At 54.0% G+C, this 15,959-nt stretch carries 14 protein-coding genes; 13 read left to right on the forward strand and 1 reads right to left on the reverse strand.

Features of this window, described 5'->3' with window-relative positions; genetic code table 11:
* The 3 genes from J7M22_15040 to J7M22_15050 all read left to right on the forward strand — a co-directional run.
* A partial coding sequence (locus J7M22_15040) for a hypothetical protein (protein ID MCD6507921.1) occupies window positions 1-845 on the forward strand: 845 nt, incomplete at its 5' end.
* Window positions 846-1,122: 277 nt separating this feature from the next.
* Window positions 1,123-1,830 carry a PIG-L family deacetylase gene (locus tag J7M22_15045; GenBank protein MCD6507922.1) on the forward strand — a complete coding sequence of 236 codons (708 nt, stop codon included), beginning with the start codon at window positions 1,123-1,125 and terminating at the stop codon, window positions 1,828-1,830.
* 123 nt (window positions 1,831-1,953) lie between these two features.
* A complete protein-coding gene (locus J7M22_15050) occupies window positions 1,954-2,199 on the forward strand; it encodes a hypothetical protein (GenBank protein ID MCD6507923.1) in 246 nt (81 codons plus the stop codon).
* Window positions 2,200-2,475: 276 nt separating this feature from the next.
* On the opposite strand, the gene J7M22_15055 is transcribed toward J7M22_15050, so the two are convergent.
* The gene (locus tag J7M22_15055; protein MCD6507924.1) at window positions 2,476-3,501 is read right to left on the reverse strand and encodes an NAD(P)-dependent oxidoreductase; all 1,026 of its coding nucleotides are present in this window, start codon (window positions 3,499-3,501) and stop codon (window positions 2,476-2,478) included.
* Window positions 3,502-3,693: 192 nt separating this feature from the next.
* On the opposite strand from J7M22_15055, the gene J7M22_15060 reads away from it, so the two are divergent.
* From J7M22_15060 to J7M22_15105, 10 genes are all read left to right on the forward strand, one after another.
* Complete coding sequence (locus J7M22_15060) at window positions 3,694-4,794, forward strand: glycosyltransferase family 9 protein (protein MCD6507925.1); 1,101 nt, start codon at window positions 3,694-3,696, stop codon at window positions 4,792-4,794.
* A 315-nt stretch (window positions 4,795-5,109) separates the two neighbouring features.
* Entirely contained in the window at window positions 5,110-5,688 is a 579-nt protein-coding gene (locus J7M22_15065) for a TetR/AcrR family transcriptional regulator (protein MCD6507926.1), read from the forward strand.
* Between the two features lie 134 nt (window positions 5,689-5,822).
* On the forward strand, window positions 5,823-7,232 hold the full coding sequence (locus tag J7M22_15070) for a radical SAM protein (GenBank protein MCD6507927.1): 1,410 nt from the start codon (window positions 5,823-5,825) through the stop codon (window positions 7,230-7,232).
* Window positions 7,199-7,834, forward strand: a complete 636-nt coding sequence (locus tag J7M22_15075) for a hypothetical protein (protein ID MCD6507928.1) — start codon at window positions 7,199-7,201, stop codon at window positions 7,832-7,834. Before J7M22_15070 ends, J7M22_15075 begins: the two co-directional genes overlap by 34 nt.
* 12 nt (window positions 7,835-7,846) lie before the next feature.
* The gene (locus J7M22_15080) at window positions 7,847-9,295 is read left to right on the forward strand and encodes a radical SAM protein (protein ID MCD6507929.1); all 1,449 of its coding nucleotides are present in this window, start codon (window positions 7,847-7,849) and stop codon (window positions 9,293-9,295) included.
* Window positions 9,274-9,441 (forward strand): hypothetical protein, encoded by a 168-nt coding sequence (locus tag J7M22_15085; protein MCD6507930.1) that lies wholly within the window; start codon window positions 9,274-9,276, stop codon window positions 9,439-9,441. The genes J7M22_15080 and J7M22_15085 overlap by 22 nt, the downstream gene beginning before the upstream one ends.
* On the forward strand, window positions 9,425-11,053 hold the full coding sequence (locus tag J7M22_15090; GenBank protein MCD6507931.1) for an AarF/ABC1/UbiB kinase family protein: 1,629 nt from the start codon (window positions 9,425-9,427) through the stop codon (window positions 11,051-11,053). Before J7M22_15085 ends, J7M22_15090 begins: the two co-directional genes overlap by 17 nt.
* Window positions 11,053-12,048: a flippase-like domain-containing protein gene (locus J7M22_15095; GenBank protein ID MCD6507932.1), complete on the forward strand. Its 996-nt coding sequence runs from the start codon at window positions 11,053-11,055 to the stop codon at window positions 12,046-12,048. The genes J7M22_15090 and J7M22_15095 overlap by 1 nt, the downstream gene beginning before the upstream one ends.
* Window positions 12,045-13,064: a radical SAM protein gene (locus J7M22_15100; GenBank protein ID MCD6507933.1), complete on the forward strand. Its 1,020-nt coding sequence runs from the start codon at window positions 12,045-12,047 to the stop codon at window positions 13,062-13,064. Before J7M22_15095 ends, J7M22_15100 begins: the two co-directional genes overlap by 4 nt.
* Window positions 13,065-13,094: 30 nt before the next feature.
* Window positions 13,095-15,941: an MMPL family transporter gene (locus J7M22_15105; GenBank protein ID MCD6507934.1), complete on the forward strand. Its 2,847-nt coding sequence runs from the start codon at window positions 13,095-13,097 to the stop codon at window positions 15,939-15,941.
* The last annotated feature ends 18 nt before the right edge of the window (window positions 15,942-15,959 follow it).

Consider the following 15,959-nt stretch of genomic DNA (forward strand, 5'->3'; position numbering starts at 1 on the left):
CAAAGGTCACAGTGGAGATTGCAAGATACTCCATCGTGCAACTGCTATTCGGGATAAAGCCCGATCACGTCTCTCTGATAGAGAGGCTGCCACAGGAGAGCGTGAGCCTCAGAAGAAGCGACTTCCCCCTGATGGTGGAGACGGAGGATGAGAGGTTCATCCTGCTCCTGGAGTTCCAGACAAGATGGGAGAGGGAGATACCGCTGAGGTTGCTGGAGTATATGGCGAGGCTGAAGATGGAGTATGAGATTCGGATTGTGCCAGCGGTGATGCTGTTCATGCCTAGCAGGGTGGCGAGGGAGGAGTATGAGGACGAGCACGTGCGGTTTAGGTTCAGGCTTTTGAGGATGTGGGAGATGGATGGGAGGGAGATCTACGAGAGGGGTGAGATACGGCTTTATCCGTTTCTCCCCGTGATGAGAGGAGGGGAGGAGGTGGTGAGAGAAGCTGAAGAGGAGATATACAGGAGTGGATTGAGCATGTCAGAGAAGGCGGATCTGCTGACTGCGATGGCGATATTTGCGGGGTTGAGGTCTAGGGAGATGGCGAAGGAATTAGTCAGACGAAGGAGGGATATCATGATACAGTCTGCAGCCTATGAGATAATCAAGGAGGAAGGCATAAGAGAAGGCATCAAGCAGGGAATCCAACAGGGTCTTCAGCAGGGGTTGCAGGAAGGTCTTAGGGAGGCGATAGAGAGCCTGCTGAAGGTGAAGTTCGGTGTTGAGGGGACAAGGCTGATGGAGAGGCTGAAGGAGGACACGCCCGTTGAGAGGCTCAGGGCTCTGAAGAACGCGGTGGAGGTGGCGGAATCCCTTGGGGAAATCGAGGGGATGTTTGGGTGAGGGCGAAGCATTTCCTCCTGAATGCCTCGCCTACGATTCGTAGGGCGGTTCCTTTATCTATCCCCCGCCGCATCCCGGCGGCATGTAAAATGCCGCCCTACGCCAGGTGATGTGTCCCTCAATTCGGATGCGGATCATTCCTCCACCGCTCATCGCCTCCCCTCATCGATGAGCCAACTTTATCCCCGTTGACTCACCCCTCAAAACCTAATAGAATTATATCACCATTTTTCAGACCGAATCAACGCTCTCCCTGGGAGGCGAGGGAATGGAGAGGATAAGCGTTATAGCGATCGGCGCCCATCCGGACGACGTCGAGATACTTTGTGCCGGAACGCTGGCCAAATATGCCCGCCTGGGCCATAAAATCGCCATCTGCTACGCCACCGATGGGCAGTTCGGCCACGTCATCATAAAGCCGGATGAGCTTAGGGAAGTGAGACGCGGAGAGGCCGAACGATCCTGCTCCGTCATAGGAGCGGAGATGATATGGCTGGGGTATCAGGATGAGTTCATATTCGACGACAAGGAGACGAGACTGCGATTTATAGAGGCGATCCGCAAGGTTCGGGCGAACCTGATAATCACACACGATCCCAACGACTATCACGAGGATCACCGCATCGTCAGCCGCCTAGCCACGACGGCAGGTTTTCTGGCGAGCGTGCCCAACATCGAGACCGAATCACCGCCGCTCGATTGGATACCTCCCGTCTATTACATGGACACTTTGGCGGGGATAGGATTTCTGCCTACCGATTATGTGGACATAACCGAGGATATCGAGACGAAGCTGAAGATGTTGAGCTGTCACGAGAGTCAGGTCAAATGGCTGATGGAGCACGATGGGGTCGATATCCTGGATTTCGTCCGGACGGTCAATAAGTTCCGTGGACTGCAGGCCGGAGTGGCTTATGCCGAGGGATTCAGAAGACATGAGGCATGGGGTAGAATGGGCATATCCATGGAGAGGCTGCTGCCTTGAACGTAAAGCTGATATGAGGTAAAATCCTGAGAGGTGTCTTAGACATCAATCCAAAGGGAAGGGAAATAGGGCGATGGATGAAGCTACGGAGGAGAGGGATATCAGAGGCTGAATCACATAGAGGTGGAGATAAGCGACCTGCGCAACGCCGTGAAGTCCGAGACGGATACCCTGAGGGGAGAGATAACCGGCTTGAGATCTGAGATAAGCGATATGCGGGCGGAGATGCATACCAGGATCGATGGGTTGAGAACTGAGATGGGCGAGCTGAGATCTGAGGTGAGGAGGTTAAACTCCGAGATCCATAAGGACTTCAGGTCTCTGGTATGGATAATAGGCCTCTCAAGACGTTCCAAACCCCTCCTTTGAGGATGGGGATAACCTGCCCTACGGGTGGAGGCTTTCCAGGGGCGAGGGGAGATGGGAGGAGAAAGGACATGCCGGATCGAGAAGCATAAGCATCACAGGGACGGGCGAGGACTCCAACTACTGGTTCGCCCCCCAATTCAAGCTCAAACCCCGAACCCTCTACAGGGTGAGCTTCTTCTGCAGGAGATCCCCCGGAAGCTCCGGCGGAAGCGCGATAACAGGGTCGAGCGTCTATGCCTCCGATTACGGATATCTGATCTCATCGGACGAGGAGAGCTATTCGAAATCCTCGCCCTCGCCCCGCTGCACCTTTAGAGCGGATTCGACCATCTCGCCGATCCCCCACCTCGGCCGGTATCCGATCATACATCTCGCCTTCGTGTTATCCAGGTCGAAGACCCACCTCACGGGCACCTTGTATTCGATCACCGGTTTGCCGGTGGCCTTTGCGATCGTATAGGCTGCCTCCCGGAAAGTAATCGGCCTAGGCGCGCTGACGTTGAATACCTCGCCCGTGGAGGCGTCGTTCTCCAGGGCACAGATACATCCCAGGGCGACGTCACGGGCGTCCACGGGTTGCTGGATCCAGGGGCGTCCTTCCTCATCGTAGACGGCGCAGAGGGCATCTCCCGGTGCCTTCGTCTCCAGATCGCGCCACAATTCCCTCCCATCGGGCATGAACAGGGAACCTTCCGGATGACTCTGACCGGCTTTCAGTATGACGCACACGAAGCTTACCGTCCATCGGCTGAGGATGGCGGTGCCGGAGCAGATGCCCGTCGGACGGATGATCGCCGTGCGCAGTCCTGTCTCCCGCGCGGTCGTCTCCACAACCTTCTCGCCCAACAGCTTGCTTAAACCATATGTCCCCACGGGTCGGAGCGGATGTAGCTCATCGACGGGATTATAACAGGTAGCGATGATATGGGCGTCGTTCGGATACACGGATGAGGAGCTTATATGGACGAACTTCACCAATCTGTCGGCACGCCTTGAGGCCGCTTTTGCTAGGTTGAACGTGCCTCGGACGTTGTTATCGAAGAACTCCGTCTCGGACATCCCCGGAAGCGGTGAGACGAGATTGGCCGTATGGATCACGCCATCTACGCCCTCCACGGCCCTCTCCGCGGCCGACATGTCCAGCAGGTTTCCTTCCATCAGCTCGATGTCAAGTCCATCGAGCCTGCTCCGGGCCGGGTCGCCAGGAAGGATCAATCCCCTCACCTCATGATTTCGTTTGAGAAGGGCCCTCACCAGTCTTGAACCGACCTGACCGGAAGCACCTGTTACAAGCACCTTCAAATCTATCGACCTCCTCGGAAGATTCGAGACGAATGCGATTATATCACATTCGGCAGGGCTTTTCAACGATTTCAAGCCATCAGCCGTTAGCTTCAGTCCTTCTTGCATATCCGCTTGAAATTTGATATAATTTATTTCGACCAAAAAACCTTTTTAGTCGAACGTTTGATAACGGAGAGACGGGATATCTCCGTGAAAGTCCTTGTTTTCTCAACCACATCGGGGATAGGCGATATGATCATGACCGTGCCAATGCTCAAGCTGTTACGTCGAAGGATACCTCACGCCCACATCGTACTCGGCGTCCTGCCCGAAGGCGCAAGACAGCTCTTCGAGACATGTCCGTATGTGGATGAGGTTCGGAAGGTGGAAACCGACGGAGTGATTATACCCGATTTGATTATGAAGAATGCCAGGCTGCTTTGGAGGATGATGAGGGATTACAAGTTCGACATCTGCATCACCACCTCCGTCTCATATGCCTCGTTTTATATGGGCATAGACAACATCATAGCCAGATTTATGAGGGCCAAACGCAGGGTCGGATATCTTTTGCCCGCTTCGGGGGCGTTGATCTGGAGGGCGCTGGGGTTTTCCTTCCTGCTTCATGAGAGGCTCAGGGTTGACCCAGCCAAACATCACGTGCTTCAGAACATCGAGCTTCTCAAATTCATAGGTATAGAGCCGGAGGGGGAGATACCGGGTCTCGAGCTTTGGCCGAATGAGGAGGATGAAAGGATGGCGGATGGATTTCTGAAGGTTCATGGGATAAAGCCCTCTGATTTGGTGATAGGGATTCATCCTGGAGGAAACGTATGGGTTATGAAGCGGTGGCCCGCCAGGAGATTTGCCAAGCTGATAGACAAAATAGTTGAGGAGTATCCGGGAGCGAAGGTGTTGATCTTTGGGGGTTTAGAGGAGGAGGGTTTGAAAAGGAAGGTGGCAGAGATGGCGGGAGGCGATCCCATCCCGGTTGACACGATGCCGATAAGGGCGACGGCAGCGCTGATAAGACGATGTGACCTGTTCGTCGCCAACGACTCCGCCCCGATGCACATGGCAGCAGCGATGGGAACGCCCGTCTTAGGGATATTCGGCCCGACCAATCCTCAGGCGACGGGACCGTTTAGCCGGAAGGGAGCGGTCGTATCGCTCGGACTGAAGTGTCAACCATGTTACAACAAGGTGGGGTTTTTCCCGAACATGACGTGCAATGCCGAGCCGGAATATGCCTGCTTAAGGGAACTTCCGGTGCAGAAGGTGTTCGAAAAGGTAGTGGAGATGCTTCGGTGAAAAACCAACTTAGTCGAAGGGTTTACGATCTCCCACTGGAAAAGCCCACTCCTTTAAGGGTGGGATGAAAGGCGATTTGTTCTTATCTTCGGTTGTGGTATATAATACCTTTGGTACAAAACCCTAGGGCCGGACCGGTCCGAAGTTAAGCCTCTGGAGAGGAGGGCCTCTGCAAAGGTTAAGGAACGAGGAACTAGGACGGAAAACGTTACAACGTTAAACGTGCAACGGATTTCCTTTCTCCTCGTTCCTCCGATGTAAGCCGCCTCGATGAAGGAGGAAGCTCATCTCCTTTGGAGATGAGAGGAGGTCACGATGAATGATGAGGGGAAGAAAGAGCTCATCGTTAAAAAAGCCAGAGAACTTTTCGCCAGATACGGTATGAAGAAGACCACTATGGAGGACATCGCATCCGCATGTGGTATGGGGAAGGCCACGCTTTACTACTACTTCAAGGGTAAGGAGGATATCTTCCGGGCGGTCATCAAGGAGGAGTTTGAGATATACAGGAGAAGAATGGAAGAGAATCTCTCAAAGGCCAAATCGCCTCATGATAAGATCAGAGCTTTTGTCCGGACCAGATCTGTAGTCCTCAAGGAGCTGGCAAATTACTATGAAACACTCACGGCTGAATATCTGGATCATTACGCATTCGTGGAGCGGGAGAGGCAGAGGTTGACCAACTGGGAGATAGACACGATGCAAGCCATACTCGAGGAGGGGGTTCGGCAGGGTCTGTTCGATGTCTCCGATACGAGGCTTACAGCCGTGGTGCTGGTCTTCGCGCTGAAAGGTCTTGAGTTCCCCTGGACGGTCGAACAGAACATAATCGAGATCGAGCGTGCGATAGATCTGCTGTTGCCGGTGCTGTTCAGGGGGATTGAGAAGCGATGATCCTAAAGCGGGACCGGGAGCGAAGGTGTTGATCTTCAGGGGTTTGGAGGAGGAAGGTTTGAAGAGGAAAATTGCGGGGATGGTGGAGGGGGATATCGGAGCGAGGAAGTTCCCTCTGAGAGGGAGGTTCGGGGATGAGGGTTCTTCTGCTGAATCCGCCCTTTCCGAGCGGGGTTTATGACGCCTTGAACATGTCATTGCCCCCGATGGGGCTCATGTATGTCGCCTCGGTTCTCAGGGAGGGGGGCCACGACGTCAAGCTCGCGGACCTCACGGTTAAAGGTCAGAAAGCCGACCTATCGGAGCCGGATATCATCGGCATATCATGCTGCACCCCTCAATATCCATTCGGGCTGGAGCTGGCCAGGAGGGCGAAAGAAGAGGGGAAGGTCGTCGTCATGGGAGGACCACATGTTACTTTCACCGCTGAGGAGACGCTTAAGACCGGACTGGTGGACTTCGTGGTGAGGGGCGAGGGCGAGATGACGATGCTGGAGCTTGTAGACGCCCTCCAGGGGGAGAGGTTCGATCCGTCAAAGATCCCCGGCATCTCATGGCTTGAGGGGGAAACAGGGCGTGTCGTCCATAACCCCGACAGACCTCCCGTGATGGATCTCGACTCCCTTCCCTATCCAGCCAGAGATCTGGCTGGGGTCAGGGAGAACTACAAAACCTGCCTCAAAAGGACGAAACTCTCAACTCCCATCATAACGAGCAGGGGCTGTCCTTTCAGATGCTCCTTCTGCGTGATACCCAGGATGAACGGGAGGATCTGGAGACCCAGGTCGCCCGAGGCGGTGGTGGACGAGATAGAACATGTCGTGGAGGAATATGGGTTTGAGGGGATAATCTTCACGGACGACAACTTCACCGTCAGACCGGAGAGGGTCAAACGGACATGCGATCTGATCATCGAGAGGAAAATCGATATAGCCTGGTGGTGTATGTCCAGGGCGGACACCATCCTCAGGAATGAGGATATGGTCGAGAGGATGGCCGAGGCAGGCTGCTGCACGATCTTCATCGGCCTTGAAAGCCCGAACCCCGAAACGCTCAAGTTTTACCACAAGAAAACCTCACCCGACGTGAACGAAAAGGCGATCGATCTGCTGAGAAAACATGGCATTCAAACCCTCGGCTCCTTCATACTCGGCGCCCTAAACGAGGGGAAGGAGGAGTGTGAGAGGACGATCGAATACGCGTTGAGGCTCGATCCTGAGCAATGTCAGTTCTCGATCCTCACCCCATACCCCGGAACGGAGATCTTCGATATGGTCAGGGACAGGATAAAGGTGAGGGATTGGACGAAATATGACTGCGTTCATGCGGTCTTCGATTCAGATCGGCTCACCGCCAGGCAGAAGGAGAAGCTGCTCAGAAAGGCCTACAAGAGGTTCTATTTGAGGCCCCGGAGAATCTTTAACTTCTCTAGGATCGGGCCGAGCGTGAAGACCGTCTGGCTGATCCTCGGGTATTTCCTCTCTCAGCTCCGTAAAGGCGGGAAATCGCTATGGAAAGGCTGTTCCTCTATCTGCGGCAGATAAAAAGCGGAGGAGAACAGCTCTTAACGATCGGTGAGAGATTTAAGCCGTGGAGAAGCTTGCTCCATCTGATAGTGGGCGTGGCTTCGGTCCTGATCCTTTTTCTCCCGAAAAATGGGGTGATAGCCGCCTTGGGATCGGCGTTGATCTTGGCGCTTTCGTTCGAGGCGATTCGTCTGAGGAATGAGAGAGCAAATAGATGGTTCATGCTCCGGTTTCACACGCTGGTCAGGGAAGAGGAGGAGGGGAAGGTTGCCGGACACATCTATTTCCTCATAGGCACGCTGGCGACAGCGCTTATCTTCAGGAGGGAGATAGCCGCCACAGCGATCCTCTTCCTCGCCGTCGGGGATGCAGCAGGTGTGGCGGCGGGATCTATATTGGGGGAGCTCAGACTGTGGAGGGGGAAGACGGTTGAAGGGGCAATCGCCTGCTTTGTCTTCTGTCTGATGATCGGGCTCGTTCCGATCTCTCTTTACGGCATGGATTTCAGAAAGGTTGTCCTCGGGGCAGCAGTTGCCACGCTCGCCGAACTGGCGCCCATACCCCCGGACGACAACCTCACCATCCCGCTCCTATCCGGGGCGGCGATGACGCTGATTTGAAGGAGGAAAGCGATGAATCTGAAATTGAAGATGTTTGAGGAAACCCTCTCTTCCTCCCCTGTGAGATCGCTTCTCAGAAACCTCACAGAGGGCGAGAACCCTCCCCTTGCGAGGATGCTTCTCTCCGAGGAGGGAGATGGGAAGCTCAGCATCAAGGAGAGGGTGGAGCTTCGGCTGCTCCTCTCTGCCCTGCACCTCTTCCAGAGGGGACTCCACACCGATCGATTCGTCAGCTCCGTATTGAGCTCTCAGCTGTATAGGAGGATGTTGTTTTTGGGGGTTAAGACCCTCGGGTCTTACGGCCTCAACCGTCCTCAGACGCTTGTGGCGCCGATCATGATCGTCTGGAACTTCACGAACGCCTGTAACCTGAGGTGCAAACATTGCTACCAGTGGAGGGGAAGGTCGTTATATCCGAACGAGCTCTCTCTCGACGAGAAACTGAACGTCGTCGATCAAGTAGCCGATATGGTAGTGCCGATACTTGGGATATCGGGAGGGGAGCCGCTGGTGAGCCCACATCTCATCCCCGTCATCCGGCACGCCAAGGAGAGGGGATTGTGGGTCACCGTAGCCACAAACGGAACCCTCTTGAGCGAGGAGATGGTTAGGAAGCTGAAAGAGGCAGGGGTGGATTACCTGGAGGTCTCCCTAGACAGCGCCGATTCCCACAAGCATGACGCTTTCAGAGGCGTGGAGGGGAGCTGGCAGAGAACAGTTGACGGGATCAAGAGGGCTGTAAAAGCCGGGATGGAGGTGGGGATAGCATCCACGATAACCAAGCTGAACCTGGATGAGCTTGACGATCTATATCATCTGGCCCTCCTCCTGGGCGTCAGGAAATTCTTCGCCTTCAACTTCGTCCCGACGGGCAGGGGAGGGGAGTCCGCCTCGATAGACCTTTCACCTCAGGAGAGGGAGGAGATGCTGAGGAGGATCTACGGGTATATAAACGAGAAGAGGATAGCGGTATGCGCCACAGCACCTCAGCTTGCCAGGGTCTGCTATGCGTCGCCCGATATCCCCGTCGTCATGCACTATGCGATGAAGACAAGGAGCAGATCGGCCAAACATGTGGCCGAATATCTGGGAGGATGCGGAGCTGGGAGGGCATACTGTTGCATTCAGCCCGACGGGAAAGTGACCCCGTGTGTTTTCATGGAGGATCTGGTAGTGGGAGATCTGAGGGAGCAGAGTCTGAAGGAGATATGGGAGGAGGCCGATGTTTTCAGGATATTGAGGGACAGGGAAAACCTGAAGGGGCACTGTAAGGTGTGCGAGTTCAGGGATATATGCGGTGGATGCCGAGCGAGGGCATACGCCTATTTCGGCGACCCCACCGCTCCCGATCCGGGATGTATAAACAACAGGGAGGCGTGGAATGAAGTCATAGGCGAGGCAGTTGATAAGGTCCAAATCGGTAAAGGAGGTGAAAAGGGATGGTTATCCGTCGGCTCTTAAGCTTAATCAAAGAGGTCAGATCCTCGGAGGCGGCCCGACATCTGGAAAACGCCAGGCGCGAGGTGCTCCTGGCGATTAAATCCGCCGTGAATACGACGATCGATGCAGCACTTGGAGAAGAGAGGAAAAGTGAAGGGGTTCAGTAGGATATACAGGGACATAGGGCGGTATCGGCAGATACTGAAGGTTCTGGTCAAATACGGGTTCGGCGATCTCATAAGCTCCGTCAAACGGCGGTGGAGGGCCCCTAAGGAGATAAAGGAGCTCGAGAGGGCTGAGCGGGCGAGACTGGCGCTTCAAGAGCTGGGCCCGACCTTCATAAAACTCGGCCAGATGCTCAGCATGCGCCCCGACCTGATCACCCCTGAATTCGCCGAGGAGTTCAAAAAGCTCCAGGACATGGTTCCGCCGTGCGATTTCGAGGAGGTCAAAGGAGTGCTGGAAGAGGAGTTCAAAGCTCCCTTGGAGTCCAGGTTCTCCCGCTTCGACCCTCTCCCCATAGCCGCCGCCTCGCTCGCCCAGGTTCATAAGGCCGAGCTTAACGGTGAGCCTGTGGCGGTTAAAGTCCAGCGTCCCGGCATCAGAAGGGTGATCGAGACGGACATAGATATCCTCCTTCAGATAGCCGGGATAGCAAAGAGACGGCTCGGCGACGAAGCGCCCTTCGACCCCGTTGGGATCGTAAACGAGTTCGCCAAGAGCATCTATCGAGAGCTGGATTTCACCAGAGAGGGGAATAACATGCTCCGGTTCGCCCAGAACTTCCAGAACGATCCCACCGTCTACGTTCCTAAGGTGTACCGGGAGCTGACCACGGGAAGGGTTCTGACGATGGAGTTCGTGGACGGGATCAAGATCTCAGATGTGGAGAGATTCGAGTCGCTGGGGCTGGACAGAAGAACTGTGGCCCTAAACGGCGCCAAAGCCGTCCTGAAGGAGGTCTTCGAACATGGCTTCTTCCACGCCGATCCCCATCCCGGCAACATATTTGTGATCGAGGGTAACGTCATCGTCCCGGTGGATTTCGGCATGGTGGGTAGATTAACCCCCGAAGAGATGGAGTCGCTGGGTCGGCTGCTAGCGGGGATGGTGTATAAGGACGCCGGATTGATAGTCAGAACGCTCTATCAGCTCGGAATGCTGGAGGAAACGCGGGATACCGACGAGCTGAAGAGGGATATCTCCGATTTTCTGGATAGATACTACAAACGCCCGCTTTATCAGCTCGACATGAGGGCTATCATGGACGAGTTGATGTGGATCGTCCGATCACACAGGGTGAAGGTGCCATCAAGCTACACGCTGATGCTCAGGGCGTTGGTGACGATGGAAGGTGTGGGTAGGCTGCTTGACCCCCAGTTCGATATGTTCGCCCTCGCCAAACCCTATGTTCTCAGGATGACCGCCCGTAAGCTGAACCCATCCCGGCTTGCCAAAGAGGCGATGGAATTCGCCCAGGATTCCCTCGACTTGGTCAGATCGCTCCCGATCGATGCAAGGGTGATATCTGCTAAGCTCAAAAAAGGCAACTTGAAGATAACGGCGGAGTGGGAACGGCTGAATATCTTCTTAACGGAGCTCAGCAGATCCGTCAACCGGCTCACGTTCGGCCTCATAACCGCCGCTCTGGTTGTCGCCTCGGCTATCGTCATGCATTCCAGGGGAGGGGCATCAACCCTGGGTGGGATCGGACTGGCCATCTCATCCATCCTGGGGCTTTGGCTATTGATAACGATCATCAGATCAGGTGGTCTGTGATGAAATGGCTCAGACTGGCAGGATCAGCTCTCGGCATGCTTGTGCTCGCCCTTTTCACATTCAAAATTGGCCCTCACCCGATCTGGATGAATTTAAAATCGCTCAAATGGAAGTTCGTGCCGATCCTCGTGTTGTGCCTTTCATATGAGTCGCTTAACACGGGGGCATGGTTAACGGTCATCAGGGTTGAACGCAGGGTAAAATTCCTCAAGCTATTTAAAGCCTGGCTTGCCGGCGAGGCGATCAACGCCACGATACCGTTTATGAGCCTCGGCGGAGAGCCGTTAAAGGCGGCCCTGATAAGGGATGAGCTCCCTTTCAGCCGCGGGATGGCATCGGTGGTGATAGACAGGACGATCTCCAGCCTCGCCGGAATCCTCTTCGCCATGAGCGGCGTGGTCTTGGGGTTCAGGTATCTCACCCTCCCGTTGAGGTTTAAGGTGGCCATACTGACAATAACGGTTACCGGGGCGATTTTCATGCTCCTCCTGATATTCGCCCAGCTCCACGCCCCCGGTTCCTCGGTGGTGAGGGCGCTCAGAAAGGTTAAGCTGGTCAGGAAAGATGTGAAAACCCTTACCTTCGATGAATATCTCTCCTCATTTTACCGGGATCATAAGGATAAGTTCTTCCTGGCTTTGATCATGCATTTATCCGCGAGGATGATAGGGGGAATCCTGGAGACGTGGATCATATTGAGGTTTTGGGACATCAGCGTCAGCTTTATCTCCGCCTGGCTCATAGCTTCCCTTACGGTGCTGATCGTCACGCTTTTCGCTTTTCTTCCCTCCGGCCTCGGGGCATCAGAGGGGGGACAGGTGTATATTTTCAAAGCGATGGGACTTGACCCCACAGTGGGGCTTTCGATGGGGATAGTCAAAAGGCTGAGGAAGATCGCGTGGGTTATGGTCGGACTGATAATTCTCGCCGGAAGTAAATCACGTCCAGAGAAGCTTACGGCTATGGCTTCGCCGGAGGAAGAAGCATTTAGGTGATGGTTAAGAAGGGCGGACGTGTTCTTTTCCTTCTGAAAGCTTTCATCGCCGTAATCAGGACGAGGTTCGTCACCCATCGTCCTTTTCTCCTCTCCCATCTGGTGACCTCAAGGTGTAACTGCCGCTGCCCGATATGCCTTTGGCGCGGTTACGGTGAGGAGGAGCTCTCGACCGATCAGGTGCTTTCGATCTACGAGGATGCCAGGCGTAACGGATTTGCTGCGGTCGTGTTGTGGGGAGGGGAGCCGCTCATCAGAGACGATATAGTTCAGATCGTCCGAGGAGCACGCGAGATGGGGTTCGTGACTCTGCTCATCACAAACGGATACCGGCTCGAGGAGATAGCCCCTGAGCTTTGTCCGAACCTGGATGCCCTCATCGTCTCGATAGATTTCCCCTCCGAGGAACACGATCTGTTCAGGGGATATCCGGGGCTATTCCGAAAGGCAGTTCGAGGGATTTACCGAGCTAAGCAGGTTAAGCCCAAGATGAAGATATCCATAAACTGCGTTATAACGAGATTGAACGGTAGGTATGTGAAAGGGATGATATCCCTCGCCGATCAACTGGGTGTCTCGATAACCTTCGAGTCGATGAACACATACATGCCCTTTTCAACCCGTAACGTCTCATCCTTCAAGCTTCCGCCGGAGGAGGAAAGCGAGATATTCAAGCTGATCAGAAGTTATAAGCTGCGCGGCCACAGGATAAACAACTCTCTGGCGTATCTCGATACCTTCATCGGCGGTAAGAGGAGATATAAATGCCATTCGCTTGAGGTATGCCTCACCGTTCAGCCTAACGGTGACGTTCGGATCTGCCTCAGCCGTAAACCCTTGGCCAACCTCGTTAAAACCCCCATCGGCGAGGTGCTGAAGATGAGGGAATACAAGGAGTATCAGAGACTCAGTCATCGATGCCACATCTGTAACGACTACGGGACGGTCGAGTATTCACATATCTGGAGGTTTAACTCCAAAGCGCTTTTAGGCGCAGCGTTTACGTTTCTCACTTGATAACCTTAACTTTCATGAAGGGGAGGAACGATGGAAAGGTTTGCGGAGCTTGTTCTAAGACACAGGCTATTGGTGATTGTCGGGACAATCGTTCTGACGGGCTTCTTCGCTCTTGGGCTTACGCGTCTATGGGTTAACAGTGACATCATCAGCTATCTGAAACCTGATGACCCTGTCGTCAAGCTTTTCAACCGGATAGGGGAGGAATACAGCGGGAATTTGCTGGCGATGGTGGGGATCGAGACAGACGATGTCTTTTCACTTTCGACGCTGAGGCTTATCAGGGATCTGACAGAGGCGTTCAAGAGCCTTGATGGGGTCGCCTCGGTAATGAGCCTGACCGATATCCTCGACATACGCAAGGTAGAGGGTGGTCTTGAGGTCAGGAAGCTGATCGATAAAGATAACCTTCCTTCAACCTCAGAGGAGCTGAAAAGGCTCAGGGAGTATGTCCTCTCTAAGAAGATGTATCGCGGGAAGATCGTCTCGGCTGATGGGCGGATCACGCTTATCATCTGCCGCCTTCGCCAAGACGCCGATAGACCCGGAGTTGCCCGGAGGATAAAGGAGATTACGGAATCTAAGCGAAACGGGGTAAAAGTCTACTACAGCGGTCTGCCCCTGCAGATCCTCGAGGCTCAGGGGATCATACTCAAAGACCTGAAAAAGCTGGTTCCCACGGTAGTTCTCGTGGTTATTCTGGTGTTGTTCTTCAGCTTCCGTTCGATCCGAGGGGTTGTTCTTCCCCTGACGGCAGTTCTGATAGGCACGGTGTGGGCCATAGGGCTGATGGGCTGGCTGAAGGTGCCGCTTTCGATCATCTCAAACGTCACGCCGGTTCTGCTTATAGCTATAGGCAGCGCTTACGGAATTCACATGATCTCCAAGTATTACGAGGAAGGTGAGGAGGATAGAAGGGCTAAAACGGAGAAGGCTTTAAGTGAGGTGGGGATGCCGATCCTGCTTTCAGGGCTCACGACCCTGATAGGCTTCCTCTCCTTCATCGGGGCGTATATCACCTCGATTACCCACTTCGGCGTTTTCACCGCGATAGGTGTTGGGTTTACGATGGTCATTTCTCTCTCCTTCATCCCAGCAATACTTTCACTTCTGAAGACAGGGGAAGAACAAAGTAACTCTGGGGTGAACGATCATCTCTTCGTCCGAATCATGAGCAGGCTCGCCGATTTCATCCTGAGACGCGAAAAGATCATAATAGCCGTGTCGCTCATCATAGCTCTTGTAGCCATCATAGGATTGCCCAGGATCAAACGTGAGGTGAACATGCTGGAGTATCTTCCGAAGGACAGCGATATCCGTATAACCGAGGAGATGATGAGGGCCAATTTCGGCGGCTCGATCCCCATCCAGATAGTCGTCAAAGGCAATATGAAGGACCCGTTCGTTCTCAAAGAGATGCGACGGATGGAGAAATTCCTCAACTCCCTCCCATATGCCAGCAACGCCCAATCAATAGCCGATCTGATCTGCGAGATGAACAAGGTCATGAACGATCATCCCACCATACCTGAAACGCCCGAGGGTGTGGCTAACCTGTGGTTCTTTATCGAGGGGAAGGACATACTCAAGCAGCTTGTCAACGGGGATCAGACAGAAGGGCTCATCCAGGCCCAACTGGGCACGTCCGACACGGCGATAGGCCTGGAAATAGTCAACTCGATTGACCGTTACATCTCGAGGATGAGTCCCAAAATCGAGGTAGTTCAGGTTTCCCTGTTAAATCCCGATGAATTGACCAAGGCGAAGGAATGGCTCTACAGTGAGATCGCCGAGGAGATATATTTCGACGCCACAGCTCGAGATCCCGATTTCAAGATCGAAAGCTCCTCGCTCAAAGCCGTTGTGAGGAAGGCATTGGAGGCGGATGTCGTCCTCACCGAGGGAATGCTTGAGGAGCTGAGGAGGGAACTGCGCTACTACTTCGAGATGGAATCGGAGGTTATGGTGCCTGAGAATTTAATTGATCCGCTCGTGGAGGGGATCTTGAAGATGGCATCCTCCGGTCGAACCTCAAAGTCCGAGTATCTCGATCTCCTGAGGCGAACGATACCCAAGGATATCCTAGATGAGGACCCTGAGGCCGCAGATCTCACCGCAGAGACGTTGGCCGCTAAGATCCGGGAGGTATGGGGTAAATCCAAAGTCCAGGCAGCTATAGCCCAGCTATTGCCCCTCTTCCCCCAGAAGCTACGCGACGACCCGGATTTCAGGGATGACCTGTATGAAGACCTGTGGGTGATCAACGAGGGGGTATGGGGAATGCCTCCAGGGATAGACGTGAAAGCCGTTCAGAGAGAGGTTGAGATCTCGGCCAAACAATCCGGTATGCCGGCAGTTTACAAACGGCTGGACAGAAACCTGCTTAAAAGTCAGATTCAAAGTTTCGTTATAGCCTTCGTGCTGGTATTCATACTCCTTTCGATCCAACACCGATCCGCTAAAGTGGGTCTGATCACCTCGTCGCCTATCTTGCTGACCGTTCTGATAAATTTCGCCGTGATGGCGTATGCTGGCGTAGCTTTGGATTTTGCCACGATGATGATAGCCAGCGTGGCGATAGGTATCGGGATAGACTACTCCATACATTTCTCCAGCAGATACAAGATCGAGCTTAAGCGGCTTTTAAACCCAGGGCCAGCTCTGGCGAGAACGCTTGAGACCACCGGCAGGGCGATCCTGATAAACGCCCTCACCGTAGCCTTGGGATTCTCCGTATTGCTTATGGGGCAACTCACCCCTATCAGGCAGTTTGGTTGGATGGTCGCCATGACCATGATAGTGAGCGCGCTTTCGGCGATAACCTATCTGCCAGCGATGCTCCTAGTAAGCAAGGTAGAACATAAGCGAAAACGATAAAAAAGAAGGAGGAAGATG

The sequence above is a fragment of the Candidatus Poribacteria bacterium genome (genome assembly GCA_021162805.1).
Taxonomy (GTDB): domain Bacteria; phylum Poribacteria; class WGA-4E; order B28-G17; family B28-G17; genus JAGGXZ01.

What these genes read in the sequence shown, in the direction of transcription:
- J7M22_15070 (MCD6507927.1), top strand. Translation starts at nt 5,823, where the DNA reads ATGAGGGTTCTTCTGCTGAATCCGCCCTTTCCGAGCGGGGTTTATGAC.
- J7M22_15065 (MCD6507926.1), top strand. Translation starts at nt 5,110, where the DNA reads ATGAATGATGAGGGGAAGAAAGAGCTCATCGTTAAAAAAGCCAGAGAA.
- J7M22_15095 (MCD6507932.1), top strand. Translation starts at nt 11,053, where the DNA reads ATGAAATGGCTCAGACTGGCAGGATCAGCTCTCGGCATGCTTGTGCTC.
- J7M22_15075 (MCD6507928.1), top strand. Translation starts at nt 7,199, where the DNA reads ATGGAAAGGCTGTTCCTCTATCTGCGGCAGATAAAAAGCGGAGGAGAA.
- J7M22_15080 (MCD6507929.1), top strand. Translation starts at nt 7,847, where the DNA reads ATGAATCTGAAATTGAAGATGTTTGAGGAAACCCTCTCTTCCTCCCCT.
- J7M22_15085 (MCD6507930.1), top strand. Translation starts at nt 9,274, where the DNA reads ATGGTTATCCGTCGGCTCTTAAGCTTAATCAAAGAGGTCAGATCCTCG.
- J7M22_15105 (MCD6507934.1), top strand. Translation starts at nt 13,095, where the DNA reads ATGGAAAGGTTTGCGGAGCTTGTTCTAAGACACAGGCTATTGGTGATT.